Origin of the sequence: Kushneria halocnemicola, from assembly GCF_965650455.1 — a bacterium.
Classification (GTDB): domain Bacteria; phylum Pseudomonadota; class Gammaproteobacteria; order Pseudomonadales; family Halomonadaceae; genus Kushneria.
Map to the genome: position 1 here is coordinate 2,228,468 of NZ_OZ287968.1, position 18,251 is coordinate 2,246,718.

General features: G+C 62.0%; 15 protein-coding genes and 1 riboswitch. Of the genes, 7 read left to right on the plus strand and 8 right to left on the minus strand.

Going from position 1 to position 18,251, the window contains the following annotated elements; all coding sequences use genetic code 11:
• Nucleotides 1-16: 16 nt before the first annotated feature.
• From ACS92L_RS10145 to ribB, 5 genes are all read right to left on the minus strand, one after another.
• Complete coding sequence (locus ACS92L_RS10145; RefSeq protein ID WP_438764615.1) at nucleotides 17-766, minus strand: Mut7-C RNAse domain-containing protein; 750 nt, start codon at nucleotides 764-766, stop codon at nucleotides 17-19.
• A gap of 168 nt (nucleotides 767-934) precedes the next feature.
• Nucleotides 935-2,428: a carboxypeptidase M32 gene (locus ACS92L_RS10150; protein WP_438764617.1), complete on the minus strand. Its 1,494-nt coding sequence runs from the start codon at nucleotides 2,426-2,428 to the stop codon at nucleotides 935-937.
• An 18-nt stretch (nucleotides 2,429-2,446) separates the two neighbouring features.
• Nucleotides 2,447-3,394, minus strand: coding sequence for a glutathione S-transferase family protein (locus tag ACS92L_RS10155; RefSeq protein WP_438764619.1), 948 nt, complete (start codon nucleotides 3,392-3,394; stop codon nucleotides 2,447-2,449).
• Entirely contained in the window at nucleotides 3,391-3,867 is a 477-nt protein-coding gene (locus tag ACS92L_RS10160; RefSeq protein ID WP_438764621.1) for a bifunctional diaminohydroxyphosphoribosylaminopyrimidine deaminase/5-amino-6-(5-phosphoribosylamino)uracil reductase RibD, read from the minus strand. The genes ACS92L_RS10155 and ACS92L_RS10160 overlap by 4 nt, the downstream gene beginning before the upstream one ends.
• Nucleotides 3,868-3,930: 63 nt before the next feature.
• Nucleotides 3,931-4,620, minus strand: a complete 690-nt coding sequence (gene ribB / locus ACS92L_RS10165; RefSeq protein ID WP_438764623.1) for a 3,4-dihydroxy-2-butanone-4-phosphate synthase — start codon at nucleotides 4,618-4,620, stop codon at nucleotides 3,931-3,933.
• Between the two features lie 110 nt (nucleotides 4,621-4,730).
• Nucleotides 4,731-4,882: riboswitch (FMN riboswitch) on the minus strand.
• A gap of 145 nt (nucleotides 4,883-5,027) precedes the next feature.
• Here ribB and ACS92L_RS10170 point away from each other — a divergent pair.
• Nucleotides 5,028-6,041, plus strand: coding sequence for an SMP-30/gluconolactonase/LRE family protein (locus tag ACS92L_RS10170; RefSeq protein ID WP_438764625.1), 1,014 nt, complete (start codon nucleotides 5,028-5,030; stop codon nucleotides 6,039-6,041).
• On the opposite strand, the gene ACS92L_RS10175 is transcribed toward ACS92L_RS10170, so the two are convergent.
• On the minus strand, nucleotides 6,027-7,046 hold the full coding sequence (locus tag ACS92L_RS10175) for a DUF535 family protein (RefSeq protein ID WP_438764626.1): 1,020 nt from the start codon (nucleotides 7,044-7,046) through the stop codon (nucleotides 6,027-6,029). The genes ACS92L_RS10170 and ACS92L_RS10175 overlap by 15 nt on opposite strands.
• A gap of 267 nt (nucleotides 7,047-7,313) precedes the next feature.
• Between ACS92L_RS10175 and ACS92L_RS10180 the strand changes: the two genes are divergently transcribed.
• The 3 genes from ACS92L_RS10180 (at nucleotide 7,314) to ACS92L_RS10190 (ending at nucleotide 12,400) form a co-directional block, all read left to right on the plus strand.
• Entirely contained in the window at nucleotides 7,314-8,414 is a 1,101-nt protein-coding gene (locus tag ACS92L_RS10180; protein WP_438764628.1) for a cobalt-precorrin-5B (C(1))-methyltransferase, read from the plus strand.
• Between the two features lie 220 nt (nucleotides 8,415-8,634).
• Complete coding sequence (locus ACS92L_RS10185; protein WP_438764630.1) at nucleotides 8,635-10,305, plus strand: BCCT family transporter; 1,671 nt, start codon at nucleotides 8,635-8,637, stop codon at nucleotides 10,303-10,305.
• A 457-nt stretch (nucleotides 10,306-10,762) separates the two neighbouring features.
• Nucleotides 10,763-12,400, plus strand: coding sequence for a BCCT family transporter (locus ACS92L_RS10190; protein ID WP_438764631.1), 1,638 nt, complete (start codon nucleotides 10,763-10,765; stop codon nucleotides 12,398-12,400).
• A gap of 74 nt (nucleotides 12,401-12,474) precedes the next feature.
• On the opposite strand, the gene ACS92L_RS10195 is transcribed toward ACS92L_RS10190, so the two are convergent.
• Entirely contained in the window at nucleotides 12,475-13,230 is a 756-nt protein-coding gene (locus ACS92L_RS10195) for a 3'-5' exonuclease (protein WP_438764632.1), read from the minus strand.
• On the minus strand, nucleotides 13,230-15,155 hold the full coding sequence (locus ACS92L_RS10200; RefSeq protein ID WP_438764633.1) for a putative nucleotidyltransferase substrate binding domain-containing protein: 1,926 nt from the start codon (nucleotides 15,153-15,155) through the stop codon (nucleotides 13,230-13,232). Before ACS92L_RS10200 ends, ACS92L_RS10195 begins: the two co-directional genes overlap by 1 nt.
• A 237-nt stretch (nucleotides 15,156-15,392) precedes the next feature.
• Here ACS92L_RS10200 and ACS92L_RS10205 point away from each other — a divergent pair, with 237 nt between their 5' ends.
• The 3 genes from ACS92L_RS10205 to ACS92L_RS10215 all read left to right on the plus strand — a co-directional run bounded on the left by ACS92L_RS10205 (nucleotide 15,393) and on the right by ACS92L_RS10215 (nucleotide 18,209).
• Nucleotides 15,393-15,719 carry a DUF485 domain-containing protein gene (locus ACS92L_RS10205; protein ID WP_438764634.1) on the plus strand — a complete coding sequence of 109 codons (327 nt, stop codon included), beginning with the start codon at nucleotides 15,393-15,395 and terminating at the stop codon, nucleotides 15,717-15,719.
• Nucleotides 15,716-17,383 (plus strand): cation acetate symporter, encoded by a 1,668-nt coding sequence (locus ACS92L_RS10210; protein ID WP_438764636.1) that lies wholly within the window; start codon nucleotides 15,716-15,718, stop codon nucleotides 17,381-17,383. Before ACS92L_RS10205 ends, ACS92L_RS10210 begins: the two co-directional genes overlap by 4 nt.
• A 166-nt stretch (nucleotides 17,384-17,549) precedes the next feature.
• Entirely contained in the window at nucleotides 17,550-18,209 is a 660-nt protein-coding gene (locus ACS92L_RS10215) for an OmpW/AlkL family protein (protein ID WP_438764638.1), read from the plus strand.
• Nucleotides 18,210-18,251: the final 42 nt, after the last annotated feature.

Below are 18,251 nucleotides of genomic sequence, written 5' to 3' on the forward strand. Positions count from 1 at the left end.
TGGCAAGACTCGCGGCTCAATGACGCGTTCGTTTCAGCGTCTCGATCCAGGCCGACAGACGTGCAAAATGACTGCCCTGCCAATAGACATGGCAGCATTTGCTGCATTTGTAGAAATCGTCATAGTACTGCAGGGTGCGTGCCTCCAGACGATGGGCCACCGAGGCCTTGTCCACCTTCATCAGGGAGGCGTTGCAGCGCGCACACCTCCTGAACGCGGCGATCTCATCGTGCAGCCCAAAACGCTGGCAGACCTCGTCAACCTGTTGGGTGGGGTCGGTGTCGCGCACGAAATAGCCGTGCACGATCTGGCGGCGATATAAAAGGCGTCGGTCGCGGGTGAGCAGGATGCGATGCTGAGCCGCCGAGGTGTCCGCCAGCTCTTCATCGGTAAAATCGTTGCGCCAGCACACGTCAAAGCCCAAAAGGCGCAGATAGCGCGCCAGCCGGCCCAGATGCACGTCCAGCACAAAGCGTGCCGGGCGGGTCCGCGGCGGCTGCAGGGCGTGTTCGGCCACGCCCGTGGCCGGCGCCGGCCAGGCGCGGATCAAACAGTCATCATTGTCCAGCGGCTCGATCAGCGTCTCGAACGCCGCCGGATGATCGTTGAGGGTCAGCGCCGCCACTTCCGTGTGCGGCACACCGAAAGACTCCACCAGATCCTTGAGTGACGTGCGCCTTGGCGTGCGTTGCGTGGCCGGTTGCCCGCGCCCGGAAGGCGGCAGGAAATCGTCGAGGCAGCCGTGAAAAAATACCTGTACACCCATGGCCATGGAACCCGACGTTCAAGAGATTGAACGCCCAAGTGTGGTGGCCGGCAGCACAAATGTCACAGGGTCGAACAGTCTTTATGACGGTCTTGTTGTAACACTTCGTTTTACAGGCATGCATGCCGACAGAAAACGTAGCGCCACACCGGTTGAGGTAACACGCCGTCAATGTCCGTCAACATAGCGCTCGCGCAGGTGGCGTCGATAGTACTCGGGGTCGAGCGCCTCGCCGGTGGCGCGCTGTATCAGCTCGGACGTCTCCGTGAGACTGCCCTGCTGCCAGACATGGGTTTTCAACCACTCAAGCAGCAGACCCGGGTCGCCGTCGGCAATGCGCGCGTCAAGCTGCGGTTCGGCGCGGCGCGCGGCCGCCATCAGCTGAGCGGCCAGCATGGCACCCAGGCTGTAGGTGGGGAAATAGCCAAACGAGCCGTCGGTCCAGTGGATATCCTGCAGACAGCCGTCACGGTAGTTGCCGCGGGTATCCAGCCCCAGAAGGCGCTGCATGCCCTCGTCCCAGCGCTCGGGAATGTCTTCGACCTCGATCTCGCCTTCAATCAGGGCGCGCTCGATATCAAAACGCAGGAGAATATGGGCCGGGTAGCTCACCTCATCGGCATCGACCCGGATCAGACCCGGCTCAACCTGCTGGGCCAGATGAATCAGATTCTCCACTTCGAACGCCGGCTGGTCGCCAAGGCTCTCCACCAGCCACGGCTGCAGCGTGCGAATAAAGGGCGCACTGCGCCCGAGCTGCATCTCGAGACTGAGACTCTGGGATTCATGCACGGCCATCGAGCGGGCGCGTCCGGCCGGCTGCGCGCGCCACGCCAGCGGCAGGTTCTGTTCGTAGCGGGCGTGGCCGGTCTCGTGAATGATGCCCATCAGCGCCGTCAGGCACTCATCACTGCGATAGCGGGTGGTCAGCCGTACGTCATCCGGCACGCCGCCGCAGAAGGGATGCAGACTCACATCAAGCCGGCCATGGTCGAAATCAAATCCCAGCCACGCCATGACGCGCTCACCAAGGCGGCGCTGATCGTCTTCACCAAAGGGCCCCTGGGGCATGACGGGCTCGCGGCCGCGCTGACACTCGACGGCCTCGATCAAAAGCCCCGGCAGCCACTGACGCATATCGTCGAAGATGGTCTCCAGCGCCTTGAGCGTGAGCCCCGGCTCAAACTTCCGCAACAGCGCCTCGTAGCGGCCACAGCCCAGCGCCTCGGCGCGAATGCGGGCCTCCTCGCGGGACAGGCGCACCACCTCCCGGAAAGTGGGCAGAAAGCCCTGCCAGTCATTGTTGGGTCGACAGGTACGCCAGACGCTTTCACAGCGGGCACCGGCCAGCGACTGCGCCTCGACCAGTTCGGCCGGCATGACGGTGGCGTCTCGCACCTCGCGTCGCATTTCGCGCAGATTGGCCTGCTGCTCGGGCTCAAGCGTTGACGGGTCAATGTCATCCAGCAGCCGGCGGACCTCGGGCGAGGTCAGCGTGTCATGCATTAACACGCTCAGCTCCGCCATGGCCTCGGCGCGAGCCTCACTGCCGCCCTCGGGCATCATGGTGAGCTGATCCCAGCCGGCCATGGCGCCCAGATGCGCGTAGCGATGCAGGCGGGTAAAACGCGCCTCGAGCTGCTGATAGGACATACCGGTCATGAAGGGCTCCATCAATGGTCAGGTGTCGGTCGAAATCAGGGAAAAGCCGTCGCGGGGAAAGTGAAGGCGGACCGGGCCGAGCGTGCGACCTTCAAACGTGGCCTCGCGCTCGAGTGTGAGCGTCTCACGACCGACCTGCACCAGCCGACCGTGAACGCTGTCCACGCCATAGTCCGAGGCGTGAATGGCCACTGCCTCGCCAACGGCCACGCCGAGGCTGTCATCATGCTCGCCGGTGAGCGGCTGCCAGTGGTCACAGGCCGTAGCGACATCATGCGCCTGCGCTTCGCTCATCTCACGGCGCCGGCCATGGCCGAAGGCCTGGAGCCGTGCAAACCAGGCCATCAGGTGAGGATAGCCCGCCAAAAGCCCGCGCACGCCCGGGTTGTTGTTCACATACCAGACCGGGTGGCACAGCGAAAAGTCGGCAAGCGTGGGACTTTCGCCGAGCACAAACGGCTGATGGGCCAGCTGCGCCTCGAGCGTGTCAAGCGTTGGCCCCCAGACGGCGCGGGAGAACGAGTCATCGGGGCGCGAAACGCTGCCGCCGCTGAACAGCTCGGCACGATCTGACTGAAAGCGTGCCAGAGCGTCTTCACCGAGCTGCTCAGCAAGCGCGGCGCGCCCTTCGGGGCGAAAATGGATCGGAATGGCGGCCAGAAAGAGACGATCGCCCAGCTCTTCCAGCGCCCGCACGCTTGCCGCCTGCGAGGGTGGCGAAAGCGTCGAAGCCTCCGACAGGTGCTCGATGACGCGTCCGATCAGCGCGGTATCACAGTAGATGTCACGCCCCAGCTGCAGCGCCGGCGTCTTGCGATAGCCCCCGGTCAGCGCCGTGAAATGGGGCTTGGGCATGACCCGCGGAATGCGCACCGAGCCCCATTCGAAATCGCAATAGCCCAGCAGCAGGCGAATCTTTTCGGAAAACGGCGAAGCGTCAAAGTGGTGAAGCAGAGGAAGCGTCATGGGCACTCCTGACAGCATTTCAGCGATTGATACAACGGATCGACATCAAGATGATCATGGATAAAGCGCCGAACCGAGTCATGCGCGATGCCAAGCTGCACCTCGATGCCTGCACGACGCATCATTTCGATACCACGCCCCTGATTGAGCGGGTGCGGGTCGATCAGCGCCACATAAACGCGGCGAATACCACTGTCGATAAGCGCCTGCGCGCAGGAAGGCGTGCGTCCGTGGAAGGCACAGGGTTCAAGCGTGACATAAGCCTCCAGCCCGACAGCCGTAGCGAGCTGGGACAGGGCATGCGCCTCGGCATGGTATTGCCCGGGAGGCTGTGTATATCCACGGGCAACAATAGTGCCATCGTCCACCAGCACGCAGCCGACAGGTGGATTGGGCTGGCAGTGTGGCAGGGCCATGCGTGACACGGCCAGCGCCTGGCGCATCAAAAAAGCAGCCTTGTTAGAAGTCTTCATCGACCAGCACCTTTTAATGGGGCCAACAGCACTGACCTGTGCTGTCAGCCTGGAGCGGATGACCTACATCGAGGCAAACGCCGCCACATCAAAGGATTCGGCCGGGTCGTGCTGTTCACGCCAGGTCACCAGCTCGGCAATCGAGACCATGGGGTAGTCGCGCTCGCGGGCGAAGGCTTCCAGTGCCTCGCCGCGCATCATGGTGCCGTCATCGTTCATCAGCTCGCAGAGCACACCGGTCGCGCCATGGCCCGACAGACGCACCAGATCGATCGTCGCCTCGGTATGACCGCGACGCTCAATCACGCCGCCGTCGCGAGCGCGCAGGGGGAAGATGTGGCCGGGACGGACCAGATCATCGGCCCGGGCGTCGTCGGCGACCGCGGCACGCACGGTGACGGTGCGGTCATACGCGCTGACGCCAGTGGTGACGCCCTCTCTGGCTTCGATGGTGACGGTAAAGCCGGTCGAGTAGGGGCTTTCGTTGTTGACCACCATCGGCGGCAGTTCCAGCCGGTCGGCGTGCTCGCCGGTCAGGCACAGGCACACGATGCCGCTGCCAAAGCGAATCATCTGCGCCATCTGACGCTCGTCAAGCGTGGTGGCAGCAAAGATCAGATCGCCTTCGTTTTCGCGGTCGGGGTCGTCGGTGACCACCACACCGTGGCCACGCGCCAGACTGTCGAGCGCCAGCCGCACACGCGCCTGCGCGCTGTCAGAGGGGGAACCATCGTTTTCGATATCAAAAAACATGAGACTGCTCCAGGATCGCCTTTCAAAGGCAAGGGACAAGGAACAGGGCAAGACAGGAGTGCTTGTACAACACGTACAGCGACGCCGCGACGCCATGGTGGCAATCGGGCGTCGATCCTCTCCCATCCGGACTATCACCGTCGGCATCGGAGTCTCACCGATTCCTGCGCATCAAACGCTCGCGGGCTTGTTCAATCTCCGGTCAGAGACCGGTTTTGACATCACCGCCGGTGGGGACTTTCACCCCGCCCTGAGGATCCGATTCGCCGTGCGAATCACGCTCAGACTAGCCTGACGCACGGCCATGGGCAATCCCTGAACCCGGGCCCGGGTAACAAAAGATCGTATTGGCGCAGCCGCCCATATCCGTCAGGCTGACGGTCTTATCGAAAACAAGGAGAAGGTGCATGTCCCGCTGGCTTCAACAGTTTTCGCGCTCGCTGTGTACCGGTCTTTTGATGGCCGGCGCCGGCAGTGCCATGGCCGCCGGGGGCGATGCCCCCGCCGTGGTGGCGCAAACGCCCGGTTTTTCCGACCTGGTCGATGACGATGCCGACATTCAGCGGCTTTATGATGGTGGCAAGTGGAGCGAAGGCCCCCTGGCGCTGCCGGATGGCAGCGTGATCTGGAGCGATATCAAAAACAATCGCGTGATGATCTGGCGCGAGGGGGAAGAGGTTCGCGAGTGGCTCAGACCGGCCCAGTTCCACAACGGCCATGCGCTGGACCATGAAGGGCGGGTCGTGGCCGCCTCGCACGGCAAGCGGGCAGTGGAAAGACAAAACGAGGATGGTCAGTGGGACGTACTGGTTGACCTGGACGGTGAGAACAAGCTCAACAGCCCCAACGACCTGGTTGTGGACGCCCGCGGGCGCATCTGGTTTACCGACCCGACCTTTGGCATTGATGAGCCCGAGGAGGGCTACGGCGGGCGCTCGGTCACCGGCGGCGAATATGTCTATCGCTTCGACCCGAACAGCAATGAGCTGACGCGGCTGTCCACGCCGGCGGTCAGGACCCCCAACGGGCTGGCCTTCTCACCCGGCGAGAGGACGCTCTATATTGCCGACTCGGAACTCGGCCACGACCGGGACGATGACAGCCTCAACCACCATATCGTCGCCTACGACGTCAGTGATGACGATACGCTGTCCAACGAGCGGGTGTTTGCCGAGGTCTCGCCGGGCGTACCCGATGGCATCAAGGTCGATGAAGCGGGCAACGTCTGGACCAGCAGCGACAGCGGCCTGCAGGTGTTCAGCCCCGAGGGTGAGCGACTCGGCCGCGTCGACCTGCCCGAGCGCACCGCCAATCTGGCCTTTGCCGAGCATGACGGTCAGCACTATCTCTTTGTGACCGCCACCAGCAGCCTCTATCGCGTGCCGGTCAATATTGGCGAGGCCGACTCACGACGCGACTGACTCGTCCGTTCGCGCCCGCACACCGGCCGCAGATGCTGCCGGTGTATGGGTCGCCGCCGCATTCGCCCCCTCCTCGCTCGGCGCCGTTTCGATCATCCCCATCAACGCCTGCCCGACCTGCGTTTCCAGCGTATCCAGCCAGGCGTAGCGCTTGCGATACATGCTGCGCTTTTTGGAGGCGATCACCTCCACGGGCCGGCGACGCTGAGCGGCGGGCAGCACGATCCAGCCCGGAGAGGCCGCCTCGCCGCCGTGCTCGATGATCAGCGCGTCCAGATCAAAACCGCGCTGGCGCGCGCCGTTGGGACGGGCGCGATAGACATGGTGGTCATTGTCCACACACCAGATGTTCTCCATGCCCAGGGTGCGGGCGAGCATCTGCGTGAGCTCGACCATCAGCGACTGCGGACGCAGACCGAAATGATCACGCGTGAACTGTCGGTTCCAGTCCGACTGCTGACGCGAGCCCTGCACGGTGCCCAGACACAGCGCCGGACGCCCCTGCTCGTCGCGCATAAACGAAAGCGCTGCACTGTAGAGACGCTTTTTGGGCGGCCGGATGATCATCAGCATCATCTCGCCTTCCTTGTCGTGCGCGCCGCGATAGCCCAGATAGATGCCGGCCGTTTCACCACCCACCACGCACTCTCCCAGCCACACGCCCGGGCGCTGCGTAATACGGGCGCTGATTTCCTCACCGAGCAGGTGTCTTTGCAGCTGGTAGTGCAACAGCAGATGGCGCAGTCGCTCGATGTGGCCGTAGCGAATCGAGATATAGGGTCGAAACGGCTTGTTGAGCAGGTTGGCGCGATTGTTCACTGCCCTTTCAAGCAGCGGATTGAGTGACACGCCCATCAGCAGGGAGCGATGCACGCTTCGATGCAGCGCGGCGCGCATGAACATCTTGTAGCGCATCTTCCACTCTCGCCGCTTCGGGTAGACGTGGCGAGCGGCATGCCAGGATGAAAGGCGCTCCCAATGACAGGAGGAAGTAACGTGATTCATGGCAGGTAACTCGATACATGGCAGCGGGGCAGACCCACTTGAGCGCCCACCGTCACCAGGGGAAATGTTAAGGATATCTTAAAGGACCTTTAACTTCGATGGCAAACAGCGTTCGCTATCATCCTCATACCCCTTTGACGATCGATCCACCGCCCCTCCTGCAGGCGCCGTCATGCATACGAACCGCGCCGTGTGGCAATGAGTGGATGGGGTCTTCGACGCGCCCATGTTAGGATTGACATCGCCCCGTCGGAATGCTGATGCACCATGACCCAGGAACACGCCCCTCTTAAACGCGGCTGGACCACCGGCTGCTGCGCAACCGCAGCGGCCCGGGCGGCCTATGCAGCGCTTTTAAGCGGCGAATTTCCGGATCCGGTCACCATTACGCTCCCCAGGGGGCAAACGCCGGCCTTTGCGCTCGCCGTGCATGAGCGCGGCGATGGCTGGGCCATGGCCGGTGTCATCAAGGACGCCGGCGATGACCCGGACGCCACGCACGGCGTGCTGGTGCGCGCCACGGTTCGACCGCTGAAGGCCGGCTCCGGCCTGGTGTTCAAGGCCGGACCCGGTGTGGGCACGGTGACCCGTCCGGGCCTGCCCATTCTGCCCGGAGAGCCTGCGATCAATCCGGTGCCCCGGCACATGATTCGTCAGGCCCTGGAAGCGGTGGCGCATGAGACACCCGGCCATCACCAGGTGGATCTGGAAGTCACCATCGCCATCGACGAGGGTGAGCGCATCGCGCAGAAAACGCTCAATGGCCGACTGGGCATTGTCGGTGGTCTTTCGATACTGGGCACCACCGGCGTAGTGATCCCCTTTTCCTGCTCGGCGTGGATTCACTCCATTCACCGGGGCATCGACGTCGCCCGCGCCCGCGGCCTGCCTCATGTGGCAGGCTCGACCGGCTCGACGTCGGAGTCGGCGGTACAGGCGCACTATGGCCTGGACGAAAGCGCGCTGATCGAGATGGGGGATTTTGTCGGCGGCATGCTCAAGTACCTGCGCAAGCATCCGGTAGAGCAGGTCACCATTGCCGGTGGCATCGCCAAGATGGCCAAGCTGGGTCAGGGCATGCTGGATGTGCACTCCCGACGCGGCGCCATTGATCTGGAGCGCCTGGCACGCCTGGCACGAGAGGCCGGCGGCGATACGGCGCTGTCTGACCGCATTGTCGGGGCCAACTCGGGTCTTGAGGCCTTTGAGCTTGCCGGTGACGCCGGCATCCGTCTGGGTGATCGACTGGCTGAAAGTGCTTTGGCGCGTGCAGCGCAGGTCATCCGCCACAGCGGTATCGAACTGGATGTCATGGTGTTTGACCGCCAGGGCCTCTGTGTCGGCCAAAGCGCTGCGCGCACCTGCTAGAGCACCGTTGACCGCAGCACGAAAGGCGTATCCCACTGATGTTTGCAGGCGTTCATTGCAAATTTCATCGACGAAAAACGCCCAGAGTTATGAGGTTTGTTTAACAGCGTCTACCCTCCTGACCGACGCTACAAAAAATACCCGGGGCAGACCCGGCTTGACATTCATTCAGCCCGTTTCGTCCCGCGACGTTACCCGGCGACAATGATGGAGAACGACATTGACGCAAGAATCGGAAAATGAAAAGAAGAACAAGGATGAAGAAAGCGACGCCGGTGAGGGGATACCGGCGCCGACGGGTGAATCCAACCTGATCGATACCGACTATGTCATCGGTCAGGACAACTTCCAGGGCCGCATGCTGTTCAATGTGGATCTGCACGGCAAGGTGTTTGGCATCTCGTCGCTGCTGGTGCTGGCGTTTGTGGTACTGACGCTGACCATGCAGGCGCAGATGGAGCCGCTTTTCAACGGCATGCGTGACTGGCTGACCGCCAATCTCTCCTGGTTTTTCATGCTCTCGACCGCCATTTTTGTCGTTCTGGCCATCGGTCTGATTTTCAGTCCGCTGGGCAGGGTCCGACTGGGCGGCGCCGAGGCCAAGCCGGACCATACTTATATCAGCTGGTTTGCGATGCTGTTTGCCGCCGGCATGGGTATCGGGCTGATGTTTTACGGGGTCTCCGAGCCGATCTCGCACTACACGGCGGCGATGGACGGCACCACGATCGAAAACGGCATACGTACCGACGGTGCGCCGCTGGGCGGTGCCGCAGGCGATGAAACCGCGGCACGCCAGCTCGGCATGGCCTCCACCATGCTGCACTGGGGACTTCACCCCTGGGCGATCTATGCCATGGTGGCCCTGTCGCTGGCGCTGTTCTCCTTTAACAAGGGGCTGCCGCTGACCATGCGCTCGATTTTCTATCCGATTCTCGGAGAGCGCGTGTGGGGCTGGCCCGGCCACGTCGTGGATATTCTGGCGGTCTTTTCCACGCTCTTTGGTCTTGCCACCTCGCTGGGTCTGGGGGCGCAGCAGGCCGCAGCCGGTCTGAACTATCTGTTTGATATCCCCGACACCGATACCACGCGGGTGCTGTTGATCGTGGCGATCACGGCGGTGACCCTGTGTTCGGTGGCGGCTGGCGTCAATGCCGGACTCAAGCACCTCTCCGAGCTCAACATGGGCCTGGCGTTCGCGCTGTTGCTGTTTATCCTGTTCACCGGTCCGACGCTGGATCTGGTCATCGGGTTTTTCAACAATCTCTGGGCCTACGTGACCTACCTGCCGGCGCTGTCGATGCCGTTCGGGCGTGAAGACGTTGACTACAGCCAGTCCTGGTCGGCGTTTTACTGGGCATGGTGGATCAGCTGGTCGCCGTTTGTGGGCATGTTCATCGCGCGCGTCAGCCGCGGGCGTACCGTGCGCGAGTTCCTGATCGCCGTACTGCTGGTACCCACCATCGTCTGCGTGCTGTGGATGACGGTCTTTGGCGGTGCGGCCATCTTCCAGGTCGATTCCGGCATGCAGGGCATTTCCGAAGCGGCGCTGGAGCTCAAGCTCTTTGTCATGCTGGGCAATCTGCCCTGGTCGACGGTCACCTCCCTGGTCGCTCTGCTGCTGATCATGGTGTTCTTTATTACCTCGGCCGACTCCGGCTCGCTGGTCATTGACACCATCACCGCCGGCGGCAAGATCGATGCGCCGACCTCTCAGCGCCTGTTCTGGGCACTGATCAGCGGTGTGATCGCCATTGCCCTGCTGCTGGGCGGCGGTCTGGGCGCCCTGCAGGCGATGGTCATCTCGACCGGTCTGCCGTTTGCCATCGTGCTATTGATCGGCTGCTTCGGCGTCATCAAGGGGCTGATGTCGGAACCCCGGGCAAAATAATCCTGCCGGGCAGGACAGTACGGCGCCCGGCGTCGTACTGAATTGAAGGATGTGCATGACGGGGCGGCCATAAGGTCGCCCCGTTTTTTTGTGCCCCGTGCCTGCCGGCAACGTCGCAGCCGGGCCCCGGGCGGGCCGACAGGGCGTCTTGTGACCCTGCCTGCACCCCGTCAAACAAGGCCCTGCGGGCAGACGTCAAGGGGCCGAAATGTCCCCTTTTTCCTATGGATTTCAGTACCCGATGTGATAAAACGTAACTCGCTGGTGATCGAGCCCGAAGGCAGATTCATGTCGTCAAACGGGGACAAATGGTGCTCAACCGACCTCGACGACCCTATTGGCGCCATGCCATGCCCGGGCTCTTCAGCATCAGTTCATTCAGCCATACCCTTTACTGTACTGTGGAGATTCACTGCTCAACCTGCCAGCGCCTATAAAGCTGTAATGGAGAAAAAAATTGAGTCAGACACCCGGAAACAACGACAACGACAGGGATCAGACCAGCGAGGGCATCCCCGCCCCCAGCGGCAAGGCCAATCTGATTGATACGGACTACGTCATCGGTCAGGACAACATCCAGACCAATCGATTCGGTTTCAATGTCGACCTGCACGGCAAGGTCTTTACGATCTCCTCACTGGTCATTTTGCTGTTCGTGATTATCACGCTTGCACTGCCTGGGCAGATGGGGCCGGTTTTCAACGGCGCAAAAAGTTTTCTGACCGACCATCTCAGCTGGCTGTTTCTGCTGGCTGCCAATATTTTTGTCATCCTCGCGGTGGCGCTTATCTTTACCCCGCTAAGCCGAGTCCGCATCGGCGGCATGCACGCCAAGCCGGATTTCAGCTACGCCGGCTGGTTCGCCATGCTGTTCGCCGCCGGCATGGGCATCGGACTGATGTTCTATGGCGTCTCGGAGCCGATCACCCATTACGGCACGTCCATTACCGGTGACTCCTGGGCGCCGCTGGGTGGCGCCGCAGGCAATCAGGATCAGGCACAGTCTCTTGCGATGGCCGCCACGATCTTCCACTGGGGCCTGCACCCCTGGGGTATTTACGCCATCGTGGCGCTGTCGCTGGCGCTTTTTTCCTATAACAAGGGCCTGCCGCTGACCATGCGCTCGATCTTCTACCCGATTCTGGGTGAGCGCATCTGGGGCTGGCCGGGCCATATCATCGATATTCTGGCGGTGTTTGCGACGCTGTTTGGTCTGGCAACCTCGCTGGGGCTGGGCGCTTCCCAGGCCTCTGCCGGTCTGAACTACCTGTTCGGCACGCCCAATACCGATGTCACCATGGTCATCCTGATCATCGGCATCAGTCTGGTGGCGCTGGCCTCGGTCATGCTGGGGGTCGACAAGGGCGTACAGCGACTGTCGCAGATCAACATGGTACTGGCCTTCGTGCTGCTGCTGTTTGTCATCATTGTCGGCCCGACGATGCTTATCGCCACCGGCTTTGTGGAAAACATGGGGTCGTATCTCAAGAACCTGCCGGCGCTGTCGATGCCCTTCGGGCGTGACGACACTGACTTTGTGCACGGCTGGACAGCCTTTTACTGGGCATGGTGGATCTCCTGGTCCCCGTTTGTGGGCATGTTCATCGCGCGCGTCAGCCGCGGCCGTACCGTACGAGAGTTTTTGATCGCCGTGCTGCTCGTGCCGACCGTGGTCTCTGTGCTCTGGATGACCGCCTTTGGTGATACCGCCATCAGCCAGCTGACCAACGGGTTTGAAGGTGTCAAGGACGCAGCGCTTGAGCTTCAGCTGTTTACCATGCTTGGCCAGCTGCCGCTGACATCGATCACCTCCTTTATCGGCATCGTGCTGGTCATGGTGTTCTTTATCACTTCCTCGGACTCCGGTTCGCTGGTTATCGACTCCATCACGGCCGGCGGCAAGGTCGATGCGCCCAAGCCGCAGCGCATGTTCTGGGCCCTGATCGAAGGCGCCATCGCCATTGCGCTGCTGCTCGGCGGCGGCCTGACGGCGCTGCAGGCGGCGGTCATTGCTACCGGCCTGCCCTTTACCATCGTGCTGCTGGCGGCGTGTTACGCCATCATCCAGGGGCTGCGCTCGGAGCCGCGCTACTGACAGGTAAAACCACCCGCGCATGACGCGCATAAAAAAAGGCGGCCTGCGGGCCGCCTTTTTCATGGGCAGAACATTTATTCCCAGAGCGCGCCGACAGGCGTATCCGGCTCGTAGTGCCGAGCGATCTGCGCCTGCAAAAGCTCGGCCGTGGCCAGGGCATCGATCAGGGCATGGTGGGCCTGATAGGGCGGCAAATTGTAGCGTTCCCGGCTGGGATGCAGGCGCAGTGACACCGGACGTCGACCAAGCAGGCGCTGAAACCAGGACAGTCGGCGGTGCTGGAAGGCCTCGATCGCCATGGTGTCGATCAGCGGAAACAGCAGCGACTCCTTGAGGTAGTGTCGGGCGGCCGCATCAAGAAACTCGCGCTCGATCCGGGTGTAGTGCACCACCACCATTCGACCGGCGAGCTGCTCGAGCACCTCGCCGATAACCTCGTCAAAGCCCGGCGCATCGGCCAGATCGCTATGGGTAAGACGGTGATACACCACCGAACGACTGCTGAGCGAGCGCTGCGGCGACACAACCCAGTAACGGCTCTGGGCCACCGGAATACGCCCCAGCGTAAAGGGCTGCACGCCGATACTGACGATGCTGTCACGCGCCGGGTCAAGACCGGTGGTCTCGATATCCAGCGCCACCATCGGCACCTCGCTGATCGGCGTCTGCGGGTCCAGCGTGCCGGCGCCAAAATAGTGGGCCAGCCGATCATCACGCGCGGCGTTTTGCCGATCTGCCAGATAGGCGGGCCATTCGGACACCAGCCGTCCGCGCCGATGCCACTGCCAGCGTCGGTAGTGCTTTTGCAGTCGCTGCGGCCAGTCACGCATCAGCGTCCCCTTCCCCGGCTCGACGTGGAGGGCAGCGGATAGCGGAATTTCAGGAATTTCTGCGCATGGCTGAGCACTTCAAAGGCATCCTTGAGGTTATGACGCTCATGGCTTTCAACGTTGTCCGGCCTCAGCCGGTTATCCGGCGCCTCGTTGCTTTCAATCGCCAGCGCCTGATGGCGAATGCGCACCATCGAAATGAACTCGAAGGCGTAGCGCAGCCGGTCGTTGACCCCTTCAGGCAGCAGCCGCGTTTCGGCAATGTCTTTCAGGCGATCGATGGTGTTGTTGGAACTGGAGCCACAGGCCAGCGCGTGCACGCGCACCAGATCGACCAGCGGCGCCGTGCCGCGGCGTTTGAGATCGATGGCATCCTTGTGCTGGCCGTCCTTTTCCAGAATGAAGGTCCGGAAAAGCCCCAGCGGCGGTGTGCGATTGAGCGCGTTGCGTGACATCGCTGCCAGAAAGAAAGGATGCTGAGGTGCCAGTTTGCTGATCAGGGTCTGCAGACTCTCGAGCATGTTGAGCTCGCCATGGACATAGCCTAGATCGAAGAAAATCGAGCTATGGAGCAGTGCCTCCGGGTCCGGATTTTCGATCCAGTCGCGGAAGTAGCCCTGCCAGACCGACAGCGGCTGGCGCCAGCGCTGGTTGGTGGCCATCACGTCGCCCTTGCACAGGGGATAGCTGCAGGCCGCCAGCCCGTCGCTGACAAAGCGGGCCAGCGACTGGAAATACTCGTCGTGTTCTTCGGGCACGAAGCTGTCATCCAGGATCATGGCGTGGTCCTGGTCGGCAAAGACCGTCTGCTCATCGCGCGCGCACGACCCCAGCACCATAAAGCAATAAGGAATCGGCGGTGGCCCCAGCTCCGCCTCGCCCAGCTCCAGAAGCTTGCGAATGAAGCTTCGACAGATCGTGGCCATGGTCCGGCCGATCATCTGGGCATCGGCGCCCTCATCCACCAGCCGTGCAAAGGCCAGCGGCACGTCACCGCTCAGGCGCACCAGCCCGGCAAGCCCTGCCTGGTTGAAGATCGAGCTGACCAGATAGAGGCTGCTGCGGGTCTCGTAGCGCATCACATCACTGAGCTCGAGCACGCCGATCGGTCGACGCCGATACAAAACGGGCAGGTGCTGGATGTTGTGATTGAGCATGGTCATGGTGGCATCATAAATCGAGGCATCCGATGGCGCCGTGATCAGGCTGGTGGACATCACCTCGCCCACCGGCGTCTCGCCGCTGAGGTTTTCCGCAAGCGCCCGGACGCAGCAGTCGCGGTCGGTCAAAAGCCCGGCCAGACGACGCACCTTGCCCTCCTGAGTGGTGAAATGACGCGGCCCGTTGGCCTCCTCGCCCTCGTCACTGAGCACCAGCACGGAGGTCACGTTGTCCTCGCGCATGCGTCGGGCCACCTCACCCACCGGGGTATTGATATCCACCATGGTGGGCTTGCGCCGGATCAGACGCCGCACCCGGGTGCTGCTCATCTGGTTGTCGCTGCGCTGCTGATCGATCGTGGCCTTGAGCCGGTCGCCGCCGGTTTCGACAAAGTCGGCAAAGTCGTCGTTTTCCGCGCGCAGCGAATCGAAAAGCTCCGCGGGCACGAAATAGATCAGCGTGTCCTCGATGGCGCGCACCGGAAAGCGCACCCGGCGGTTACGCATAAGATCCGAATAGCCAAAGATGTCGCCTTCCACCAGCCGGTCGAAGAGCTGACCACTGCGTCTTGAGACCTCGACGGCACCGCTGCGCACGTAGCACAGCTCGTTGACCTCCTGATCCAGCGCCAGAATGTCGGTACCGGCCTGGAAGTAGCTGATCTCGACCCGGGTGGCGATCTGGTCCAGCAACTCGTCACCGAGGTATTCAAAGGGCGCGAACTGCGCCATGTGCTGGCGAATTTCCAGCTGCTCGATATCCATGTCCCTGCTGCTCCCTGTCATGCGTTGCCCCATGTCGCCATGGCGACCGGCGGCCCTTGATGTCACTGCCCCGTGAAGCGTTTGTGCCGCCCTGTCAGACGGCGACGTCTTCGCACCCCGGACTTCTCTTTGGTCGAATCAAGACTAAAGTGCTCTGCTCTTTTGCCCTGCTTCCGGGCAAGTATTAGTGGCCATGCACATAAAAACGGTAATCCACCGGGATAACAAGGATGAGCCATGAGTAGACCGACGCACAACGATACCCAGTGGCGCGACATTCAGCGCAATGCCAGCTTCCGGGAACTGGTGCAAAAACGCTCCCGTTTTGCCATGACGCTCTCCATTATCATGCTGAGCCTCTACATGGCCTTTATCCTGTTGATCGCCTTTGCGCCCGGCGTGCTGGGCACGCCGCTTGCCCGCGGCATGACCACGACCTGGGGCATTTTGATCGGCCTGGGTCTGATCGTGGTGGCCATCGTACTGACCGGCCTCTATGTGCGTCGTGCCAATGGCGAGTTCGATCGCCTCAATGCCCGGGTGCTTGAGGAGATCGGTCAATGATTGTCGTGTCTTTCAAGCTCGCGCTGGTGACAGCGCTCGGTCTTTTGATCGCGACCCCTGCCGTGGCCGATGCCCTGACCGGCCCCGTGACGCAGCAGGGCCTTAATGTGCCGGCGATCATCATGTTCCTGATCTTTGTGGGCATCACGCTTTATATCACCTGGTGGGCGTCAAAGAAGAGTCAGTCGGCATCGGACTACTACGCCGCCGGTGGCAATATTACCGGTTTCCAGAACGGTCTGGCGATTTCGGGCGACTTCATGTCGGCGGCCTCCTTTCTGGGCATTTCGGCGCTGGTGTTCACCTCGGGCTATGACGGTCTGATCTACTCGATGGGCTTTCTGGTCGGCTGGCCAATGATCATGTTTCTGATCGCCGAGCGCCTGCGCAATCTGGGGCGCTACACCTTTGCCGACGTGGCCTCGTTTCGCCTGAGCAAGCGTCCGGTACGCATCCTTTCCGCCTTTGGGTCGCTGGCCGTGGTGGCGCTTTATCTGATTGCCCAGATGGTGGGCGCCGGCAAACTGATTCAGCTGCTGTTTGGTCTTAACTACCACATTGCCGTGGTGGTGGTCGGGGCGCTGATGGTCTGTTACGTGCTCTTTGGCGGCATGCTGGCCACCACCTGGGTACAGATGATCAAGGCCGCCATCCTGCTCTTTGGTGCCAGCTTCATGGCGCTGATGGTGCTGATGCACGTGAATTTCAGTCTCGAGGGGCTGTTCAACGAGGCGGTGGCCGTACATGCCAACGGGGCCTCGATCATGAGTCCGGGCGGGCTGGTCAAGGACCCCATTTCGGCGATCTCGCTGGGGCTGGCGCTGATGTTTGGCACCGCGGGGCTGCCTCACATCCTGATGCGCTTTTTCACCGTCAGCAACGCCAAGGAGGCGCGCAAGAGCGTGTTCGTGGCGACCGGCTTCATCGGCTATTTCTACATTCTGACCTTTATCATCGGCTTTGGCGCCATCATTCTGGTGAGTACCAACCCGGCCTTTCAGGACAGCACCGGGGCGATCATCGGCGGCACCAACATGGTGGCGGTACACCTGGCCAACGCCGTGGGTGGCAGCATTTTCCTGGGCTTTATCTCGGCGGTGGCCTTTGCCACCATCCTGGCGGTCGTTGCGGGTCTGGCACTGGCCGGGGCCTCGGCCATCTCGCATGACCTGTACGCCGGCGTCATCATGAAAGACAACGCCGATGAGAAAAAGGAAGTGCGCATCTCCAAGATCTCCGTACTGGTGCTGGGGGTGGTCGCCATCGTGCTGGGGATCGCCTTCGAGAGTCAGAATGTGGCCTTCATGGTGGGTCTGGCCTTCTCGATCGCGGCGAGCTGCAACTTCCCGGTGCTGCTGCTTTCCATGTACTGGCGCCGGCTGACCACGCGCGGTGCGGTCATCGGCGGCGGTCTGGGGCTGATCACGGCCATCGTGCTGATGATTCTGGGCCCGACCATCTGGGTGCAGGTGCTGGGCCATGACAGCCCCATCTACCCCTATGACTACCCGGCGCTGTTCTCGATGGCGGTCGCCTTTATCGGTATCTGGCTGTTCTCGGTCACCGACAACTCCGCCTCTGCCACCCGCGAACGCGATCTGTTCGATGCCCAGTTCGTCCGCTCCCAGACCGGCATCGGTGCCTCCGGCAGCGTCGCCCACTAATCACTTTACCGCCTCTCTCCTTCGCCCTGCCTCGAGCAGGGCTTTTTTTTGGCCGTACCAGGCCAGTGTCTGCGCCCGTCATCTCTCGAGCCGTCTAAAGTTTACCGAAGACGGGCCGCTATCCATATAACACAATGTTACAAACCCCGGGAGTTGCCAGCAGATCATGGCGTCACGTCATCAACGTTACTGGCAGCTGACAGGGCTGGCCGGGCTTTTGATCCTCGGTGCGCCAGCCGTATCGGCCGACACGGGACGCCCCGGGCTCACGCAGGGCGACTGGCTCATTCGAGCGGGGGTCGCACGCATTACGACGCTTGATATGAAAGCGAGCGTTCCCGGCATTGGCGGCGACGTCGAAACACCCGATGTTGTCTCGCCGACGCTGGATCTCAGCTATTTCCTGACCGACCGCTGGGCCCTTCAGCTCACGGGCGGCGTTTCCTCTACCCCCTATCGGCTCGTGGACTCGGCCCTGGGTGATTTCGACATCGCAACGATCAAAACGGCCGCCCTGGCGCTGATGGTGCAGCAGTATCGCTTTCGTCCGGGCGCCTCGCTCAGCCCCTACGTCGGCGCAGGCATGCTCTGGTCCCGAACCCTGGAGGTCAAACCGGCCGATAACATTCCCGACTTTCAGGTCGAGTCGATCAGAAGCCCCCTTCTGGGCGCCGGGCTTGATTACCACCTTGGCGGGCACTGGTTCGCCAACGCCGCCGTGCAATACATCCGGGTGCCGGCCTATCATTTCGACAGTGAAGGGTTCAGTGCAGAAGTTGATACGAGCACGCTCATCACGGGTCTGGCTCTGGGGTATCGACTCTAGCCCGCCCCACGCCGCCGCATCCGAGCGAGGTAGTGCCAGACC

What these genes read in the sequence shown, in the direction of transcription:
- ACS92L_RS10145 (WP_438764615.1), bottom strand. Translation starts at nt 766, where the DNA reads ATGGGTGTACAGGTATTTTTTCACGGCTGCCTCGACGATTTCCTGCCG.
- ACS92L_RS10150 (WP_438764617.1), bottom strand. Translation starts at nt 2,428, where the DNA reads ATGACCGGTATGTCCTATCAGCAGCTCGAGGCGCGTTTTACCCGCCTG.
- ACS92L_RS10155 (WP_438764619.1), bottom strand. Translation starts at nt 3,394, where the DNA reads ATGACGCTTCCTCTGCTTCACCACTTTGACGCTTCGCCGTTTTCCGAA.
- ACS92L_RS10160 (WP_438764621.1), bottom strand. Translation starts at nt 3,867, where the DNA reads ATGAAGACTTCTAACAAGGCTGCTTTTTTGATGCGCCAGGCGCTGGCC.
- ribB (WP_438764623.1), bottom strand. Translation starts at nt 4,620, where the DNA reads ATGTTTTTTGATATCGAAAACGATGGTTCCCCCTCTGACAGCGCGCAG.
- ACS92L_RS10170 (WP_438764625.1), top strand. Translation starts at nt 5,028, where the DNA reads ATGTCCCGCTGGCTTCAACAGTTTTCGCGCTCGCTGTGTACCGGTCTT.
- ACS92L_RS10175 (WP_438764626.1), bottom strand. Translation starts at nt 7,046, where the DNA reads ATGAATCACGTTACTTCCTCCTGTCATTGGGAGCGCCTTTCATCCTGG.
- ACS92L_RS10180 (WP_438764628.1), top strand. Translation starts at nt 7,314, where the DNA reads ATGACCCAGGAACACGCCCCTCTTAAACGCGGCTGGACCACCGGCTGC.
- ACS92L_RS10195 (WP_438764632.1), bottom strand. Translation starts at nt 13,230, where the DNA reads ATGCGTGACTGGCCGCAGCGACTGCAAAAGCACTACCGACGCTGGCAG.
- ACS92L_RS10200 (WP_438764633.1), bottom strand. Translation starts at nt 15,155, where the DNA reads ATGGATATCGAGCAGCTGGAAATTCGCCAGCACATGGCGCAGTTCGCG.
- ACS92L_RS10205 (WP_438764634.1), top strand. Translation starts at nt 15,393, where the DNA reads ATGAGTAGACCGACGCACAACGATACCCAGTGGCGCGACATTCAGCGC.
- ACS92L_RS10210 (WP_438764636.1), top strand. Translation starts at nt 15,716, where the DNA reads ATGATTGTCGTGTCTTTCAAGCTCGCGCTGGTGACAGCGCTCGGTCTT.
- ACS92L_RS10215 (WP_438764638.1), top strand. Translation starts at nt 17,550, where the DNA reads ATGGCGTCACGTCATCAACGTTACTGGCAGCTGACAGGGCTGGCCGGG.